This is a genomic window from Spirosoma endbachense, assembly GCF_010233585.1.
GTDB classification, from domain to species: domain Bacteria; phylum Bacteroidota; class Bacteroidia; order Cytophagales; family Spirosomataceae; genus Spirosoma; species Spirosoma endbachense.
In genome coordinates, this window is the sequence record NZ_CP045997.1 from 2,254,277 (window position 1) to 2,270,658 (window position 16,382).

Genomic DNA, 16,382 nt, shown 5'->3' on the forward strand with positions numbered 1-16,382 from the left:
TCTGGCTCCCGTAAACAGTACTCTGATTACAATTGGGCAATTGCCTGTTCGATGTCTTCTTTGATATCGTCAATGTGTTCGATACCGAGTGAAATCCGCAGGCCTGTAGGCGCAACACCGGCTCCCGATTGCTCTTCTTCGTTCAGTTGAGAGTGCGTAGTTGAAGCGGGATGAATGATCAGGGTTTTCGAATCACCGACATTGGCCAGGTGGCTTATCAGTTTCAGGCTGTTTACAAATTTTTCAGCGCGGGCCTTATCTCCTTTCAGTTCAAAGGAAAGGACGCCACCAAAACCCCGTTGCAGGTATTTTTTGGCTAATTCGTGATAGGGACTGCTTTCCAAGCCCAGGTAATTTACGGATGCTACTTCTGGATGCCGCTCAAGCCACTGAGCCAGCGCCAGTGCATTTTCGGATGTCCGCTCAATGCGCAACGTGAGTGTTTCCAGACCCTGCAACAGCAAAAACGAGTTAAACGGCCCTTGCGATGGCCCCCAATCCCGTAAGCCTTCCACTCTGGCCCGGATAATAAACTGGATATTGCCGAATGGGCCGCCTACACCGAACACATCGTTCAATACCAGACCGTGATAACTCGGCGATGGCTGCGTGAATTGCGGGTATTTACCATTCCCCCAATTGAACTTACCCGAATCGACAATTACACCCCCGATGGTTGTCCCATGTCCGCCAATCCACTTGGTAGCCGATTCGACAATAATATGAGCACCGTAGTCGAAGGGTTTACAAATTGCACCGGCTGCTCCGAAGGTATTGTCTACGATCAGCGGGAGGTCGTATTTTTCGGCCAGCTGAGCAAAGGCGTCAAAGTCGGGAACGTTGAAGCCAGGGTTTCCGATGGTTTCCAGATACAGGAACTTGGTCCGTTCATCGATCAGTCGTTCAAAGCTTTCGACCTTGTCGCCGTCGGCAAACCGGGCTTCAACACCAATGTTTTTGAACGAATTTTTGAACTGGTTATACGATCCGCCGTACAGATAGGTCGTGGTTACGAAATTGTCGCCAACCGTCGTAATGTTGTTGATGGCAATAAACTGAGCCGCATGACCCGACGCAACGGCCAGAGCCGCGACGCCCCCTTCCAGAGCTGCAATGCGCTTCTCAAAGACATCGCCGGTCGGGTTCATGATGCGGGTATAGATGTTGCCAAACTCTTTCAGCGCAAACAGATTTGCGCCGTGTTCGGTGCTGTTAAAGGCATAGGAAGTCGTTTGATAAATCGGGACCGCACGGGCATTGGTTGCCGGGTCGATCTGTTGACCGGCGTGCAGTTGAAGTGTTTCAAATTTCATCTTGCGTTATTGGTTTGTTAAGGGGTTGATAGGTAAATGTAAGCGTTGAGTAAATCAGAAGCGATGCATTCAATAAATCGACTTATTTAGCGGGTTCGTTCGGTCGCGATGGCTGCTGGTTCAGTACCTTACGCGTCTGCAAATCGAATTTCTGTCCTTTTCCCAGGAAAAAAAACGGACCACCTGTGCTGTTCTGACCCGATGGGTATTTGGCATTATTGGCAATCTGGTCGGCGGTATATACAGCAACATACGATGCGCCCATCACCTCAAACGTGTTTTTCTGAACGACAATAGCGGTCCCTTCGTCAATGCCGACACCGAGCAGTTCGGGCCGTGCTTTAATGACATCAATGAGGTCAAACTGGCGATTCCGGCGCAGAACGTGCTGGTCGATAGTCACGTTATGGATGAAATCGAGCCCCTCCGTGTGATCACCGATCATGATCGAGTTCCCTTTCGTGTCACCCCGCACCATGAATGACCCCTGAATGGTAGCCCCGGCTGATGTGCCACCAATGACCCCACCCCGGCTCAGTACAGCATTGAATTCCTTATGCGCCAACGTGTTCAGATAGGAGTCGGTTAGCCGCCAGTGACGGCCGCCCACGAACCAGACGCCCGTTGCTTTTTTCAACGGAGCAACGAATGATTCCTGATTGGCAACCTTCGGATCACGGGTATGCAGAATGGTTATGTTTTTCACACCCAGGCTCTGGAGTCTTTCGGTTTCGCGGGGCGCTTTGGTAGCCGAAGAATCTTCGCCTGCCGTAGGCACGATAACGATGTTGGCATTGGCGGGTCCACCCGCTAATTCAACGAAACGACTCCAGAGTTCGGGAGCCATGCTGCCACCCCCTACAATAACGAGTGCGCCTTTTTCGGGGCCAACGGTTTTGGGTTGAGTCTGCGCGTTGCTCAACAGGGAACTTAGGGCAAAAAAGAGGAGAATACTGAATTGCTTTTTCATGCGTTTTTTAGGTTGTTAAATCAGTTCGTCAGAATGGTGTGTTTTCGGACAATTCAGGACAAATAAATGCCCTCAAACACGCAGCCTAACGGGATTTAAAGATAAGGCGAATAACCCTGATTCTATACCCACAGCATCTTAGTATCTAGATTTATGCTCCATAGCGTTTTTGCGATAATCCTTCAGTCACGACAGGCCAACTGTCAGGCACTTAACATATACTGTTCTGAACTGGCAATCCCAGATTGACGTAAGGCAGTAAATCGTCGGTATCCGTTATTGGCCGGAACAGCGTAACGATAAATCGGCGTCGACACACCCACATTTCAACAAAAAAATGGTCAACGGCGTATAAGTGTAGCCGAAAATCGGGTAAATGCCGGGTAGCAACCGGTTGGCCTTTCTGCCAGATAATTGCCGCCTGCTCGGCAAACGGTAATCCACCGAATTCGGATACCGTCTTTCTTGCTTTACTGTTAATCATGGTTTTTAATAGCATTTCCTTTCGTCAAAAAACGGGCAGGCAACGAAATCTGAAGAAAGGTCAATTCACGAAACTTGATTACTTACCCGTTTGCCGGGATGCTTGAGGAGCAGGGGTGTCGCCAAGCAACTGGCTGATGTGACTATTGAACTCCTGCACATATTCATCGTAATAGGCACCTGTAGCCGGGCCCGTATAACCCGTATGAATCTGACTAACATTGCCTTTTTTATCAATGATAATGGTGGTGGGGAAAGCGAGTACTTTATTCAGCGCCGGAAGCGCTTCGGAGGCCACTTTCTTATCCGCTATTCCAGCAAACAAAATATCGTACTGAACATCGTACCGCTTAAGCAGTCGTGATAAGGCGGTTTTGGCAAAAGTCAGATCATTCTTTCGCTCGAAGGCCAGACCGATTATTTCAACTCCCCGCTTTCGGTTGGCTTTGTACCAGGGAGCCAGAAAAGCAGTTTCATCGATACAGTTTGGACACCAGCTACCTAAAATCGTTACGATCACGACTTTATTTTTGTATTTCGGATCATTGAGCGAAACAGATTTACCGTTGAGGTCTGGAAATGTGAAATCAAGTTTAGCATAACCAGGCTTCAGATTCGTCAAAGAATATAGATCCGGCAATGCGGCTTTTTCGTTCTTTACACCTGTTGCGGTAAAACCGCCCCGCACGTAACGAAATTCACCCGCGAATTTCCCATCCTCGGTAAACTTTCCCCGAAAAACGGACGGCGACGAGCCACTAAACGAAGACAACACAAATTCGTTACCCGATACCTGACCGTCTAGATAGCGGTAATCGCCCGTTACGGTTAGAATAGTACCTGTAACTCGGCTACCATTCTGTTCGAATACACCAACCGTTTTATTGACATCACCGGGGGCCCGCTCAATATTGACATCCCATTTGCCCGACAAATTGACGGCAGGAGCCACACCCGGTTCAAACCGGTAGGTTTTGCCATATTCAGCCGTTAACGGAAGGTCACGGCCACTTGAGTTACTGCGGTATACGCCCGTCAGTTTATCCGCTCCTTCTCGTTTAAAACGAAGCGTAGCGTCATACAGCGGGATCGGAACGAACACCGAGTCTCCCTGTTGCGTCAGGTCGGTCAACTCTTCACGCTCACGGGCATTAAGCAGATAAAGCTTTGTTGTAGCCACCGAATTACCAGCTTTCACTTCAAAATTGAACGGAACAGTTTCCTGGCCAGCCTGAAAAACACCCCGCCACACGCCCTCACGTAATGGAGCTGGCGTTTGAGCAAAAAGGCTGGTACTGGTGAGTGCCGTGAGGAATGCCGTGCCGGCGACCTGATTGAGTTTCATAAAACGTGTTTTTAGGGATTGATGAATTGTGAACCGGCAGCAGCCAGAAAGCCCAACAGCCAAAGCGCAAAAAAGCCCTGCGCATACACATTCTGTCGGCCAACCGGCTTATCGATAAAGTCAGTATCCACCGGGCTCAGGGCCCAAACATGCGAAACAATCGTATCGATGTCGATTGGTGTATCGAAGTTTTCATCCAGAAAATGGTATTCGATCTGCCGATCTGGACCGACTACATACACGGCCGGAATAAAGGCTTCATCGGAAATGCCTGATACCCGATCCCAAACCGGACTGTCTTCGTTGTAAACTCCGAATTGACGCGACACTTGTTGATCAGCATCATGAGCGAACAGAAAATCCAGATTTTTACCCTGTTTGGCGAGGACTTTTGGTGATTCGATGGAGAGTACAACTAATTCAGCGCCAACTTGCTGAAGGGCATCGTTCAGGCGGATCAGCGAATCCAAGTAAGGACCGGCATAACGCCCCCAGCATGGGCAATAAAAGCTAATGACTACCGGCTTTTCGGCCACTAAATCCAGAAGCGATACGGATTGACCGGATCCTGATTTCGGGTAATTGAAGATGGAAGCCCGCCAATCGCCCGAACCGCCCGCCAGACTGAAAAATGGAGCCGTATCTCCTGTTTTTAACGGTTGAATATCGACGTTCTTTTGGCGTGGCTTTGTGGTGAATGTGCGGAAATCGCCGAGTTCATTTTGAAATTCAAGTGTCATGAGTAGTTGCGTTTATGTCGTGTTAAACCGAAATGATTATTCTTTAAAATATTTATCCTATATACTAAATAGGGTAATAATATAAATGAATTACTTGTTTTGTTTTGTAACGAGTCACGACAAATCAGTGAGTCGATTACATCCCTTAGTCAGTATCGACAGCGGGTTAATGTTTAATGGGTTAGTTGCTTGCCGTTCAACGACGGCATTTGTAAAAGAAGAAGAACTTAACCTCAACAACAGCAGGCCATCGTCAGCATTGACATGGTGCGCATTCGGAACCGGGAAACAGGTGTTTCGAGAGAGAGAGCCGGTTGGGATGCTTGCTTATTCATGAGTGTAAATAACTGCCTGACGGATCAGTCGACTAAGTTCATAGGCAAAGGTGGAAAGTATTTTTTTATTACGCAAATTTTTTAAGCAAAAAACTGCATTATTTTTACTAGTAATCCCCTGAAGATCAACCCCTAATCCCGATAGACTAATACTTGATTTGTTCCTTAAACGGCGTTAATTTACTCCTTCCTGTGGGCTTCTTCCCCTGAATATCAAGAACATTCGACAATGTCTGCCGGAGTGCAAAGGTATAACGCAGGGTTAGTCCATAGGTCATACCGCTGCCGGTCCCATCAAATTGCGCATGGTGCGCTTCCCGGCCATTAATGTTGTACGTAACGTCCGTTTTAATGGAGCTTCCTAAACCCCAGAGCTTACGCACTGAAAAGCCCATATCGAATTGATTGTTCAGGCGAACGTTGTATTCTACTCCGAGTTCGGCCATGGCTGTTGGAACCGCATTCGTAATTGTCTGACCACTCAATCGGAGTGTGTCTAACTTCTCTCTACGCCAATCGCGATAGCCATATCCCGAAAGCGCAAACTTACCCTTATCCTGAGTGCTGTTCGGGGTTATCCATAACCCGCCAGTCAGCCAAAAGCCTGACCTGTTCCAGGGGCCGCTGGTTGACAGGATCATCCGTTTACCACGTAGCACAAGCCCCTGTTTGTCATTGGAAAATCGGAAGGTATAGGGGTAAACACCGCTATTTACAAGCACTTCGGTATGAGTAGGCGAACTAACATAACCTGCTTCTACGGCCCACCGCTCCCGATAAGCCCAGCCAATGAGCGCACTCCACCCCAATTTTGTTACCCGATTGCTTCCGATCAGGTCATTAAATGAGTTATCGAGTTTAGCACGGTCTGTGCGAACAAAACCGTTCAGGGAAACATACCAGCGATCGCGGGTATACGCACCACCATAGCGAGCCAGTAACCGGTCATATTGATGACGCTGGTCTGGAATTTGGTAGTAGTCGGCCGATTCCTGCCCCAAAGCAGGCAAGCTGGCCAATACTACAAGCAAAAAAACAAAGTAGCGTTTCATCATTCAATATAGCTGGTTTTGTCACCCAAAATAACACACTTAATTGATTGTCTGTTAACTTTTTACGCAAATTTTAATGCGTTTGTTGCAAGATAGACCCAATCCACACCAAAAAAGGTGGAATTTACCCATTAATTACTCAAAAAAAGTTAGCCCGACCCCTGAGTCGGAGGTCGGGCTAAGTAATTATTTAGGTAAACCAAGCAAGCCGGGAATTCTTTATTCGGGAAATTACCAGGTTGCTGACCTACCAATGTTAAACTTACGAGCCGTGTTTCATTACCGGCACTGATATCGTCATGTTATCCCAGGCAATGGCAATGCTGCTGTTAGAGGGCGTAATGGTCAGTTTTTCGATGGGCGTTTTAGCCATCGATACAGGTACCTTTATCATTGCCACATCGTTACCTTTGATTTTTTCGTAGTCGTAAGCACCCCACTGACCCAGTGTGCTATTCAGCAAAACACTCCACTCTTTTTCGCCGGGAATGGTGAAGAGTGTGTAGGTACCTGCCTTCACCATTTTGTCACCGAACATGACGTCGCTTTTGAACGTAATTTCGGTAGCTTCATTGGCACCAGTCCGCCAGACTTTACCGTATTTCTCTAAACTAGCCGATCCTTCTGGTCCGAAAATAACCCGGCCTTTTTTAGAAGGCTGGCCATATACAATTTTGATATTCTTATCGGGGCTTTCTACAGTTAACTTCGGACTTACTGGCGGCTTTTTGTCCTGTGCCTGCGCCAGTGATACCAGGGCAAACAGGAGACTAAAGACTGCAATCAGATTTTTCATGATGGTGAAATTGATTTGGTTGATTGTTTGTGTCATATACGCTACAAAGTAAACGATAGTTTTTGGGGAATAATGTAATGAATAAGGAGGAAACTGTATTTTTCCTACACCCATCTCCGTAAGCTATACGACCCGCTAGCAAGCTTCTACATACAGCTAAAAACGCATAAAGTGCTGACTATTAACCCATTTTATTTGCTTACTGTTTTTCGAAAAAATTTACACTTAAAAAAACTGATACGTAATCTTATTTATTGGCTCTAATAAAGTATACATGAAAATGGTCGATTTTTTTAAAAGGCTATCTCGCTGAATCTTATTAAAGAGAATTCGTTGTCGGGCAAACTGGAACGGCAAATTGTTCTTTTCAACGGTATTTTAAAGCGATAACCTCAACCCGTTCAATGATAAACGCCCGGCCAATGGTCGGGCGTTTATCATTGAACGGGTTGAACCAGGCAATACCTTTCTACTGACACAATAGTTTCTCCTGGTTGGCAACCAAAGACCAGAATCAATAGCAACCCACGCGAAGCGAAACATGAATGGATCTTACGATGGAGCTGTCAGGGCTAATTGGGGTTGAGTCTGACTTTTGATTTAATCCTTAAGTTATACAGGCCGTTTTGTTTTAGTTTGCTGTAGCTACTATTTGGAATTTCACCAATTAGGTAACTCCCGGTGACGTTGTCAGAGAATATGTTCAATGTAGTTAAGAAAGCGGCTTTTGTATCAGGGGCAAAACCTGACCCATCGCCATTCCCAAACTTCAACACGCCTTCAAATTTGATACTTAAAGCAGATGGTGCATTTAAATCGACAAATGCTCTGCCATATAGATCGAAACGACCAAAGAGTATTTTTTCATCAAATTTCCCTGAACACCGGTAGGTTTTATCGCTTATCTCGGTAAGTTCCATTTCTACACTGCCCGTCTTATTCACAGTTGCGTTAGTGACTGTCCCTGTCAGAATATATTTTGTCAGTACGGGTCTTGAAATAGTAGTATGAATATTGTCAACTGTTAGACCTACTCGGGTCATAGAACAGCAGATAATTCCCCCAAACAGGACGACTATTAGTAGTGATTTCATCTTTTGATTTAATGAGGAAGGGTTGCACCATAACTTACAGCAGTGCGTTCAACAAGTTGCCAAGTCCGATGTATTTCATCTATTTTCTCATTCGCAAGCGCTTGTAATTTATTTTCTGCTTCAACATAATCACTGAAAGGTGTACTATCAGAATCAGTTAGTGTTGCTATCAGCCCAGCCGCAGCCGCTAATCCACCATATTCTTTTAATTCATTTTGTGCGCTTTTAATTTTAGCTCTGTCTTCCCAGGCATGAACATGATCCAGATAAGCGACGGCAAAGTCTTGTGGACATTGTGTTATTTCTATGTTTCTCATAGCAGCCGCTCGACTTGTATAGTCACTAATATTCGACGTATTAGCGTCTAATTGTAAAACCGAATTGATTGCACTCATGTAAGCAATTTTTTGTCTTTGCTCGGCTTGCTCCTGTTCGATCCGCCGTTGTTCAGCCTGTTCCTCCTCAATACGCTGTTGTTCAGCCTGTTCCTGTTCGATGCGCTGTTGCTCAGCCTGCTGACGTTCGTGCCTTAGTTGTTCTTCAGAAGGACCACAAGATGACAACGTGAGCAACAGAGCCCACATCAGCATTATTCCTATCTCGTGTGTGCTATTTTTCATGAGTTTGATATGGATTGATTATTTAGTTGAACTCATTGAACCGGAGCGTTCACATCGACCGGTCCATGCCGAGCGGCCAATAACACCCATACTTTAGTCTAACTATGTCTTCATCCCTTCAGAACCTGCCGAGGTGACAGCTCATGAAAAATTATTTTGCCTTGTCGGGCAGTTCGTCTGTCGGCTGAAACACCCCAAACGGCCTTAAGGCTGGCTACCCTGGAGCAGTAAACCCCTACCCCATTAATCAACAAAGCCCGTCCATTGCTGAACAGGCTTTGTTGATGTTGGCTTGATCTTTCAGTGACAGGTAAACGCTAATTCCTGATTATTTTAAAGTCGGTATAAGCTTCTACATTGTCCCACTGAAATTTTAGTACGCCACCTACTTTGGTCTCCTGAATATCAATCGTAAACTGATCTTTGGGCGTGTCCAGACTTTTCACCTGGAGAGCGATCTGGGCGAAATCCTTGCTTCTATCAGGGTCAGTAGGCCATTTTGTTGTGTTTGTATTGAAGATTAAGCGCCAAGACTGAGGACCAGGTATGGTGTAAAGACTATATTTTCCGGCGGGGAGTACTGTTTTTCCAATCTGAATGGGATGCTGTAAGCTTAAAACAGTGGCATTACTTGCCCCCGTACGCCAAACCGAATCATACGGGACCACACCGCCAAAGATTTTGCGTCCTCGCCTGGAGGGTCTGCTGTAATCAATACTTATATTGCTTTTCTGAATGCTTGCCGTCACGGTATCTCTGGGCGAAGGATCTCCAATGCCAATCGTTTTGACCATGCGTTTAGCTAATTCGTCAATATCAATAGGTGCATGCTTCGTCACCAGGAAATTATAGGCGGTACCTGTGCCATCTGTGTTGATAATTCTACCATTAGCGTCTACCTTGATTTTTGTATATTCAATAAAAGGCCCTCCAAAAACCATTGCGTTCTCTCCGGTATAACGAACACTAATGTTACTTACTGCACTGGTATTGGTCATGGTAAGCGGTCCGAGTACTTGTTTACCGGATTTAGCCAGCCGCATGCAATTCCATTCGATCAGGGAGAATAGCGGATTGGTGCCACCATAAAAATCCATGCTGCTGGTAGCTTGCTTAACAACGACTTCCTGCGGACTATCTCTTCTGGAAATTAAAATCGTGCAGGTATCATTGGTACAAATCATCGTACGGTTGTACGGGAATCGCCAGGCTACTTTGGCCTCATAAGGGAGTGAACTATTGATAGGGTCCATCGCCATCATGTTGAATTCCCGGATGGTACCGTCCGGATAAAAATGCACGTTGAACACACCAACGTGGTTTTCAAACATCCGGAATAGTACTTTCCCGTAAAGGTGGTTGTTAATGAGGTTGTAGGTTTCCACAAAAACCGTGTCGGGTCCCATAGTTCCGATGAACGAAGCCGTATAAGGTTTGACCTGCCCCCAACTGTGTCCGGCGAAGATTAAGGAGAGAAACAAAGCACCAACGCATTTAAGGAGATCTTTCATAGAATACCCTATCTTTTAACTAATCATCTGGTGTCGAAATCCGCTTATCTTCCAGAGCGTTTGCCTTGTTGGCAGGCAACTAACTAACGAGCCCAAAGCGCCCTGCCTTCGGTACGTGTACTCTGTCGCCGTGACATGGCATAACCAAAATAAGGCTCACCAAGGGTCAAAATCGGCTTTATTGGTGATGTGGAAAACCCGACTGTAGGTTCCGCGAATATACCGAACCTGATACCGGTGTCCAGCTGTATGCGAAACAAGGGACTGAATCAAATTAAAAATAGGTACCTCAACACGACCAACGAAAATAACTTTCCGAGTCCACGTCTCCGCAGTCAAGCCTTCGATCAGCCGTGTTGAGCGGGCTTTGGCCGCATCAAACCGCGCTTTCATCGCTTCCATAGTCGGCTCTACGATTGACACAGGCTTTTTATCAGTCAGGTAACGGCCCTTGTTTTCGATGGCATCAGCTACCCATTCTTCAAACCAGCACAGATGTCCCACTACCCACCGCACAGAATTTGATTCAGGATTGGGCTTCCAGTCGGCTTCCTTTTCTGTAATTCCTTTTAAATTTCCCCAAAGCGATTTATACTCCCAGCCACTCATACCTTGAAGTAAGTGGACCTCTTTGAGGGAAAATTCATCATCCAGAGCAGACGGGGGTAGTTCTGCTACCAGAAAGGGCGAAAGAGCGCAGGCGGTGGTGCCCTGTTTTAGGAACGAACGTCGTGAAGGTAGTTTCATAAAAAGAAGAATAAGATTAAACGCTTATTAACCGACTGAATCCTGACTAATCAGGGCGTTCGCCTTCCGGAAACTGCCCAACGATCCTAAACCGCCCTGTCGCAACCGGTTGCCAAAGCACGAATAAACACGCGCCTTTTTCTACCTGGGCATTCCACCCAACATCGTATTGTATGTAACATCATGGATCGATAAAGCTCAATTTATCAGCTATTGGTAGTTCCGTAATTTGTTTGGCGAACCTTTTTATAAGTTGTAAAGTACTAGGGAGTTTAAGATCTTCCTAAAGCCGGTTAGCGAAATAACTAAACGGTAGCATTTGGGGTCGTAAATGCCTGTTACACAAAAACAAAGCCCGCCCATTGCTGGAGGGTTTCTGATGTTGTACCAAGTATTAATTGCTTAACTCAACCGATTCGCGACCCAATCGATTCTCGTTTCGGCTTCCTGGGGAAATCTCCGAAAGATGTTTATAAATTTCTAAATTTATCAAGTGAATTGCTGGCAGAGTACGACGCTTATTTTTCTAGTGTTTTGCTTACTGTGGTCTTGCTAGAGGTCAAAAATGACCTTTCCAGCTTATAGAGATTTGATTAGTAAATAGCGAATAATTGCAGAGTGGAAAGAATAAGTAATTAGGGCATAAGAATCTCCTTTCACGAGACACGCGCAATCTAATCTTACAAACGTATGACCTGGGTGGTACGTTTGTAAGATTAGGTTCAACATTGATCAGTATTGCCGAATTGTAGAAGATTCGACCCTAGTAACTCAGAAAAAGAGTAACTACTTTGCGGTTTCCCTAACTTCATCCCAAAGACTTCCTAGTTTAAAAAGTGATACTGATAACCGTTGTAAAATCTATTTTAGTTTTCCGCCGATTGCCCCGACCATTGCAAAATCACTGCGATTTTAAACGACACGTTGTCTGTGGCAGATTGAACATGCTTTATTCTGGATGACTTGTCACAATACAAACGGCCCAATGTGTTAGGACAAAAGCATTAGCTTTGGCTGATCTTGTTCTAGGGTATACATTCGAAAGAATGAACAAAGTACCGTTTAATGAATCAGCAATGGATCATCATCAATGACAAGAATAGGGAACTGTCTCATGAAAAGGGAGAGTAGTTTAATCATTATTCTGCCTACGCAACCTAATAAGGCATGAAGGCCTATACTTATACAATAATGTTCGGAAACCACTGTTGCAAATAAAAAAAACGAACGACTTTTGATTAAGAAAGGGAGATTATCGGTTTAATCCCCAACAGCCCTACTGTATCATATACCTCTGATCAGAAAACAGTCAAAACCATGTTGTCAAAAGTTATTCGGGGCCGCACAACGCTTCCAATACTCCATAATGGCCGTAATCGTTTTTTCTAACTCGGCCAGACTCGACTGCTTGATAAAGAAACCTTGCACCGATAGGCTGTAAGCATCAATTACCATCCGTTGATCAACCGCCGTTGAGAAAAAAAGATAAGGGATGCACTTTAAGCTTAGTTGAGCATCGGAATGAAGTTTTTCCCGGAGTGCAAACCCATCCAATTTAGGCATGTTTATGTCGGATAAGATCAGAAAGGGTACTTCAGGGGTTGTTTCTAAAAACTCCAGGGCTTGCTGGCCATCGGGGAAATAAACGACTTTGTTGGGGTAGTTCAGTTTCTGGAAGACCAGCTGTAATAACAGTTGGTCATCTTCATCATCTTCGATGACGATGACGGGTCCGTTCTTATTCATAAACGCGTTGGCTGCCGAAGGTATGGTTATCTCCCCACCCCCTGGATCGGATCACAACAACCGGTTGTCACGGGTCCGTCAACAAGTTGTCATCCCAACTGGGCACCTGGGCGAATAAGAAGAACACTTTGGAAAGTGCTCTGCCTATGGATTTAACTGATCCATGTAGGATTTGTTATGAGTGGCCAACAGTCGTTCGATCCAAAGCGCTTAGCGAGTCTCTAAAAATTTGATAATGGCATCGTTCGCCTTTGGGGATGCATTTTGAAGCAGAAAATGTGTGCCATATTCCTGCTCCGAGAAGCGAACCCAGGTGCCGTTTTTGATAGTACGTTTCATCCATTCATTGCTCTCTACGGTCGTTGCAAGAGAGATATCGCCACTTAGCATGAGTACGGGAACCGTGATCCGGGGAAACACACTGCGCCAATACTGATTCAGATGATCCCGTACCAGGGGCGCTAAAAACGCATAGTGTTTTGACGGTTCTGGAATTGTAGCCAATTGTTTACTAACGGCCTCATTGACAGTAAATTTACCACGAGTAAAATACTTCCCGAATTTACCGCCTGATCCTCCAGGCGCAAAGGAATTAGCTAAATCCCAGGTGTCCATTCGATTGCCACCATAGGCAAGTACTTCCTCAGGAGAGTCTTTAGGATTGGCGGCTAACATTGGGGCCTCATCAACAAAAATCAGTTTGTCAACGGTGTTTTCTCCAAACAGTTCCAGATAACCCCAGAGTACACTGGCCCCATGGAAAAGCCCATCAATTTGGTTTTTTTGAGATTCAGGGTAGTGATAAATTCATGTAAATCGGCAGACAGACGGGACATCCTGGCCCCGTATGTAGGGGCATCGGAATACCCATGCCCGCGCATCTCAATCATGTAGACCGAAAAGTGTTTACTTAACGGCAGCGCATACATAGCGAAATCCTTCACGGTTCCGCTCCATCCATGAACCATAATCAGCGGCTTACCCGCTCCTTTATGAATATAATGCAGTTTTACCCCATCCGATGTGAGAAAATAATGACTACTAAATCCGGCGAAATGGGCATTTTTCAACAGGTCATTGGCGGGGTCGTTTGCCTATGTTGTCAGTGATTTTTTTTAGTTTGAGCTATCGTTAAATAGGAACTCAGGAGGGTACAGGCGATGAACCCAACGAGAAAAAAAGTCACTCTTATTTTTATTTTCGCTTTCATTTGCTCAACTGGTTTCAAGGATTTGGTCGATGACAAAGGTGAGTAATTGGGTATCATATAGCCAAATAGGCCCCCTTTTGTTATATTGTTCCCTAAAGGTAACCAGCACTAACAATCAATGAGTTATGAAGGGGTCGAAACCAAAGAAACAGTATACGTGTGCCATAGAGGCAAGTGTTGAACTAATTGGCGGGAAATGGAAGACAAGTATACTGTTGAACCCGCGTGATCGGGCGATGCGCTTTAGCCAATTGCAGCGAGCCATTGAGATCTCTCAAAAGTACTAACCCAGCAATTGAGAGAATTGGAAAAGGATGGCCTCATCCTGCGGCAGGTATACGCCGAAGTTCCCAAATGTGTGGAGTATAGCCTAAGTGCGTATGGGCAGCCATTACGGCCTGTTCTGGAAACGCTTCATACGTGGGGCATGACGCATTGCCTGCTCACTGAACAAGCGGCTAATTTAACGTAACTATCCAGAACTATTAACGTTGCTTAAGCTCCCACTTACTTCATTGTCAATCAGTTATTGTCTTGATATTCGAAGGGCTGGTAGACCAATACCCGAAGCATCGAACCCTCCGTCAACGGCAATCATCTGTCCGGTAATATAGGAAGCCTTTGTAGAACACAGAAAGACGACCGTTTCGGCAATATCCTGTTCAGTCGCCGAGCGATTCAATGGAATACCGTCGTAATAAGCTTTAATAATTTCAGGGGAATGGACCGCTTCCGCTAACTTAGTTTTTACAGGACCCGGTGATACGCAGTTTACCCGTACGCCATAATCCCCCAGTTCGACGGCCAGTTGCTTGGTCAGATGAATAACGGCAGCTTTTGAGGTGCCATAGGCGACTCGTAGAGTACTGGCTCGGAGCCCGGAAATGGAGGCTATATTGACCACCGCTCCCCGGCTTTCTTTCAAAGCCGGTATAGCGGTCTGTGTACAAAGAAAAACACCATCTAAATTGGTTGCCATAATCGTTCGCCACGTGTCAAAATCCGTTTTTTCAAGCGGTGTGAACATAGCGACCCCGGCATTATTGATAAGGGCATCAATGCGCCCGAAGGCATCGAGTACCCTTGACACCATTTCCTGAACCATATCCGGCTTAGACACGTCACAATAGATTGGTACTGTTCCTGGCAGTGCATTCGATGCTTTTTGTAATTCTTCGTCATCACAATCGACCATAGCAACACGCCAACTATCCTCCAAAAATAATTTGGTTGTTGCTAGGCCGATCCCTCGGGCTGCTCCGGTTACAATGGCAACTTTGATTGTCATGGTTTTGTCAATAGGATGCATCGACGTAGCGACGGCGTTCGGTTTGTTTTGCAACACAGCCAGCAGTAACCGACCGTTGGTATTTCGGATGAAACGTCCTTAGAGCTACTAAAGTGAATTATAAGCTTGTTCTTACCTATACTTACTCGACTTTATGGAATACGATATCAGGCATCTTTGCCGTCTTATACCAGTAGTTCCGTAAGACATCAAAATAGATGATCCACTCCTGAGAACTAAAGGGTTTGTTGGTAAAGGACGTCCCCCCGAGTTGATAGGCTTCTTCTATATCCTCAGATGCCTGACTGACGGTAAGGACAATTACGGGCACCAACCGAGCTTGCGAATGGCCTTGCAAAAAAGTTAGAAAGTCAAATCCACTCAGCGTATCGCTGAGGTTTAAATCCAGAATAATTAACTTAGGCCCCTGTCCATTCAGGTTTTTGATATAACTTATAGCTTCTGTGGCTGTAAGCATATGCGTGAAAGTTGCTTCCGGGAATCCTTTTTTGGCACTTCGGACTACAACATCAGTAAGCAATGGATCATCATCAATGACAAGAATGGGGAACAGTTTCAAAGGGAGAATGGCTTGATCGTTATTTTCATACGCAACCTACCTAAATAAAGCATGTAGACCTATACCTTTTCAATTAGGACTCTAAGCTATGACCGTAATAACTGAATCAGTGATTACATGCCCGAATTGTGGTCACCAGGCAGCGGAGGTAATGCCGACTGACGCTTGTACCTATTTTTATGAATGCACATCCTGCCAAATGCTTTTAAAGCCGCTTGCGGGCGACTGTTGCGTATTCTGTTCGTATGGATCGGCAAAATGCCCGCCTATTCAAGAACAAAAGAGCTGTTGCGCCTGATTTAGTAGCAGAACCCGCTTACGCGCGTATTTCTAAGCTTCGCTCTACTATAAATCTGGACTATCTTGCCCCAAGAAGAACGGTCGATTAAATCGTGATCACTAACCCTGTATCTGTATACGTTTAGGCAGGGCTTTCTTATAAAACCAGTTCTTGATTCATGAACTGAATCAATGTTAGGAATTTGTCGGCAAAGTCTTCTAGTTGAGCAACCATATTTTTGGGCTTTTTTCGCCCTAACAAGTTGATAACCA

17 protein-coding genes and 1 pseudogene are annotated in these 16,382 nt (G+C 45.6%); 2 read left to right on the forward strand and 16 right to left on the reverse strand.

Going from position 1 to position 16,382, the window contains the following annotated elements; genetic code table 11:
* Positions 1-26: 26 nt before the first annotated feature.
* The 14 genes from GJR95_RS08760 to GJR95_RS08825 form a co-directional block, all read right to left on the reverse strand.
* Positions 27-1,313: an O-acetylhomoserine aminocarboxypropyltransferase/cysteine synthase family protein gene (locus tag GJR95_RS08760; RefSeq protein WP_162385517.1), complete on the reverse strand. Its 1,287-nt coding sequence runs from the start codon at positions 1,311-1,313 to the stop codon at positions 27-29.
* Positions 1,314-1,395: 82 nt separating this feature from the next.
* Positions 1,396-2,283: a cyanophycinase gene (locus GJR95_RS08765; RefSeq protein ID WP_162385518.1), complete on the reverse strand. Its 888-nt coding sequence runs from the start codon at positions 2,281-2,283 to the stop codon at positions 1,396-1,398.
* 211 nt (positions 2,284-2,494) lie between these two features.
* Positions 2,495-2,767, reverse strand: coding sequence for a hypothetical protein (locus GJR95_RS08770; RefSeq protein ID WP_162385519.1), 273 nt, complete (start codon positions 2,765-2,767; stop codon positions 2,495-2,497).
* A 78-nt stretch (positions 2,768-2,845) separates the two neighbouring features.
* Positions 2,846-4,111: a TlpA disulfide reductase family protein gene (locus tag GJR95_RS08775; RefSeq protein ID WP_162385520.1), complete on the reverse strand. Its 1,266-nt coding sequence runs from the start codon at positions 4,109-4,111 to the stop codon at positions 2,846-2,848.
* An 11-nt stretch (positions 4,112-4,122) separates the two neighbouring features.
* A complete protein-coding gene (locus GJR95_RS08780) occupies positions 4,123-4,851 on the reverse strand; it encodes a redoxin domain-containing protein (protein ID WP_162385521.1) in 729 nt (242 codons plus the stop codon).
* A gap of 481 nt (positions 4,852-5,332) precedes the next feature.
* The gene (locus GJR95_RS08785; protein WP_162385522.1) at positions 5,333-6,241 is read right to left on the reverse strand and encodes a hypothetical protein; all 909 of its coding nucleotides are present in this window, start codon (positions 6,239-6,241) and stop codon (positions 5,333-5,335) included.
* 259 nt (positions 6,242-6,500) lie between these two features.
* On the reverse strand, positions 6,501-7,034 hold the full coding sequence (locus tag GJR95_RS08790; protein ID WP_162385523.1) for a DUF2911 domain-containing protein: 534 nt from the start codon (positions 7,032-7,034) through the stop codon (positions 6,501-6,503).
* 572 nt (positions 7,035-7,606) lie between these two features.
* Positions 7,607-8,128, reverse strand: a complete 522-nt coding sequence (locus GJR95_RS08795) for a hypothetical protein (RefSeq protein WP_162385524.1) — start codon at positions 8,126-8,128, stop codon at positions 7,607-7,609.
* A gap of 8 nt (positions 8,129-8,136) precedes the next feature.
* Entirely contained in the window at positions 8,137-8,748 is a 612-nt protein-coding gene (locus tag GJR95_RS41780; protein ID WP_198424820.1) for a hypothetical protein, read from the reverse strand.
* Between the two features lie 317 nt (positions 8,749-9,065).
* The gene (locus GJR95_RS08805) at positions 9,066-10,259 is read right to left on the reverse strand and encodes a DUF2911 domain-containing protein (protein WP_162385525.1); all 1,194 of its coding nucleotides are present in this window, start codon (positions 10,257-10,259) and stop codon (positions 9,066-9,068) included.
* A gap of 156 nt (positions 10,260-10,415) precedes the next feature.
* Positions 10,416-11,006 (reverse strand): DinB family protein, encoded by a 591-nt coding sequence (locus GJR95_RS08810; protein ID WP_162385526.1) that lies wholly within the window; start codon positions 11,004-11,006, stop codon positions 10,416-10,418.
* Positions 11,007-12,329: 1,323 nt separating this feature from the next.
* Complete coding sequence (locus GJR95_RS08815) at positions 12,330-12,752, reverse strand: response regulator (RefSeq protein WP_162385527.1); 423 nt, start codon at positions 12,750-12,752, stop codon at positions 12,330-12,332.
* Positions 12,753-12,962: 210 nt separating this feature from the next.
* Entirely contained in the window at positions 12,963-13,427 is a 465-nt protein-coding gene (locus GJR95_RS08820) for an alpha/beta fold hydrolase (RefSeq protein ID WP_162385528.1), read from the reverse strand.
* A gap of 20 nt (positions 13,428-13,447) precedes the next feature.
* Complete coding sequence (locus GJR95_RS08825; protein WP_162385529.1) at positions 13,448-13,822, reverse strand: alpha/beta fold hydrolase; 375 nt, start codon at positions 13,820-13,822, stop codon at positions 13,448-13,450.
* A 376-nt stretch (positions 13,823-14,198) separates the two neighbouring features.
* Between GJR95_RS08825 and GJR95_RS41790 the strand changes: the two are divergent.
* Positions 14,199-14,434, forward strand: a pseudogene (locus tag GJR95_RS41790) (winged helix-turn-helix transcriptional regulator).
* Between the two features lie 54 nt (positions 14,435-14,488).
* Here GJR95_RS41790 and GJR95_RS08835 read toward each other — a convergent pair.
* Positions 14,489-15,250, reverse strand: coding sequence for an SDR family NAD(P)-dependent oxidoreductase (locus GJR95_RS08835; protein ID WP_174260197.1), 762 nt, complete (start codon positions 15,248-15,250; stop codon positions 14,489-14,491).
* 142 nt (positions 15,251-15,392) lie between these two features.
* Positions 15,393-15,830 (reverse strand): response regulator, encoded by a 438-nt coding sequence (locus GJR95_RS08840; protein WP_162385530.1) that lies wholly within the window; start codon positions 15,828-15,830, stop codon positions 15,393-15,395.
* Between the two features lie 88 nt (positions 15,831-15,918).
* Between GJR95_RS08840 and GJR95_RS42030 the strand changes: the two genes are divergently transcribed.
* Positions 15,919-16,128 (forward strand): GDCCVxC domain-containing (seleno)protein, encoded by a 210-nt coding sequence (locus tag GJR95_RS42030; RefSeq protein WP_232541123.1) that lies wholly within the window; start codon positions 15,919-15,921, stop codon positions 16,126-16,128.
* The last annotated feature ends 254 nt before the right edge of the window (positions 16,129-16,382 follow it).

What these genes read in the sequence shown, in the direction of transcription:
- GJR95_RS08760 (WP_162385517.1), bottom strand. Translation starts at nt 1,313, where the DNA reads ATGAAATTTGAAACACTTCAACTGCACGCCGGTCAACAGATCGACCCG.
- GJR95_RS08765 (WP_162385518.1), bottom strand. Translation starts at nt 2,283, where the DNA reads ATGAAAAAGCAATTCAGTATTCTCCTCTTTTTTGCCCTAAGTTCCCTG.
- GJR95_RS08770 (WP_162385519.1), bottom strand. Translation starts at nt 2,767, where the DNA reads ATGATTAACAGTAAAGCAAGAAAGACGGTATCCGAATTCGGTGGATTA.
- GJR95_RS08775 (WP_162385520.1), bottom strand. Translation starts at nt 4,111, where the DNA reads ATGAAACTCAATCAGGTCGCCGGCACGGCATTCCTCACGGCACTCACC.
- GJR95_RS08780 (WP_162385521.1), bottom strand. Translation starts at nt 4,851, where the DNA reads ATGACACTTGAATTTCAAAATGAACTCGGCGATTTCCGCACATTCACC.
- GJR95_RS08785 (WP_162385522.1), bottom strand. Translation starts at nt 6,241, where the DNA reads ATGATGAAACGCTACTTTGTTTTTTTGCTTGTAGTATTGGCCAGCTTG.
- GJR95_RS08790 (WP_162385523.1), bottom strand. Translation starts at nt 7,034, where the DNA reads ATGAAAAATCTGATTGCAGTCTTTAGTCTCCTGTTTGCCCTGGTATCA.
- GJR95_RS08795 (WP_162385524.1), bottom strand. Translation starts at nt 8,128, where the DNA reads ATGAAATCACTACTAATAGTCGTCCTGTTTGGGGGAATTATCTGCTGT.
- GJR95_RS41780 (WP_198424820.1), bottom strand. Translation starts at nt 8,748, where the DNA reads ATGAAAAATAGCACACACGAGATAGGAATAATGCTGATGTGGGCTCTG.
- GJR95_RS08805 (WP_162385525.1), bottom strand. Translation starts at nt 10,259, where the DNA reads ATGAAAGATCTCCTTAAATGCGTTGGTGCTTTGTTTCTCTCCTTAATC.
- GJR95_RS08810 (WP_162385526.1), bottom strand. Translation starts at nt 11,006, where the DNA reads ATGAAACTACCTTCACGACGTTCGTTCCTAAAACAGGGCACCACCGCC.
- GJR95_RS08815 (WP_162385527.1), bottom strand. Translation starts at nt 12,752, where the DNA reads ATGAATAAGAACGGACCCGTCATCGTCATCGAAGATGATGAAGATGAC.
- GJR95_RS08820 (WP_162385528.1), bottom strand. Translation starts at nt 13,427, where the DNA reads ATGTTAGCCGCCAATCCTAAAGACTCTCCTGAGGAAGTACTTGCCTAT.
- GJR95_RS08835 (WP_174260197.1), bottom strand. Translation starts at nt 15,250, where the DNA reads ATGACAATCAAAGTTGCCATTGTAACCGGAGCAGCCCGAGGGATCGGC.
- GJR95_RS42030 (WP_232541123.1), top strand. Translation starts at nt 15,919, where the DNA reads ATGACCGTAATAACTGAATCAGTGATTACATGCCCGAATTGTGGTCAC.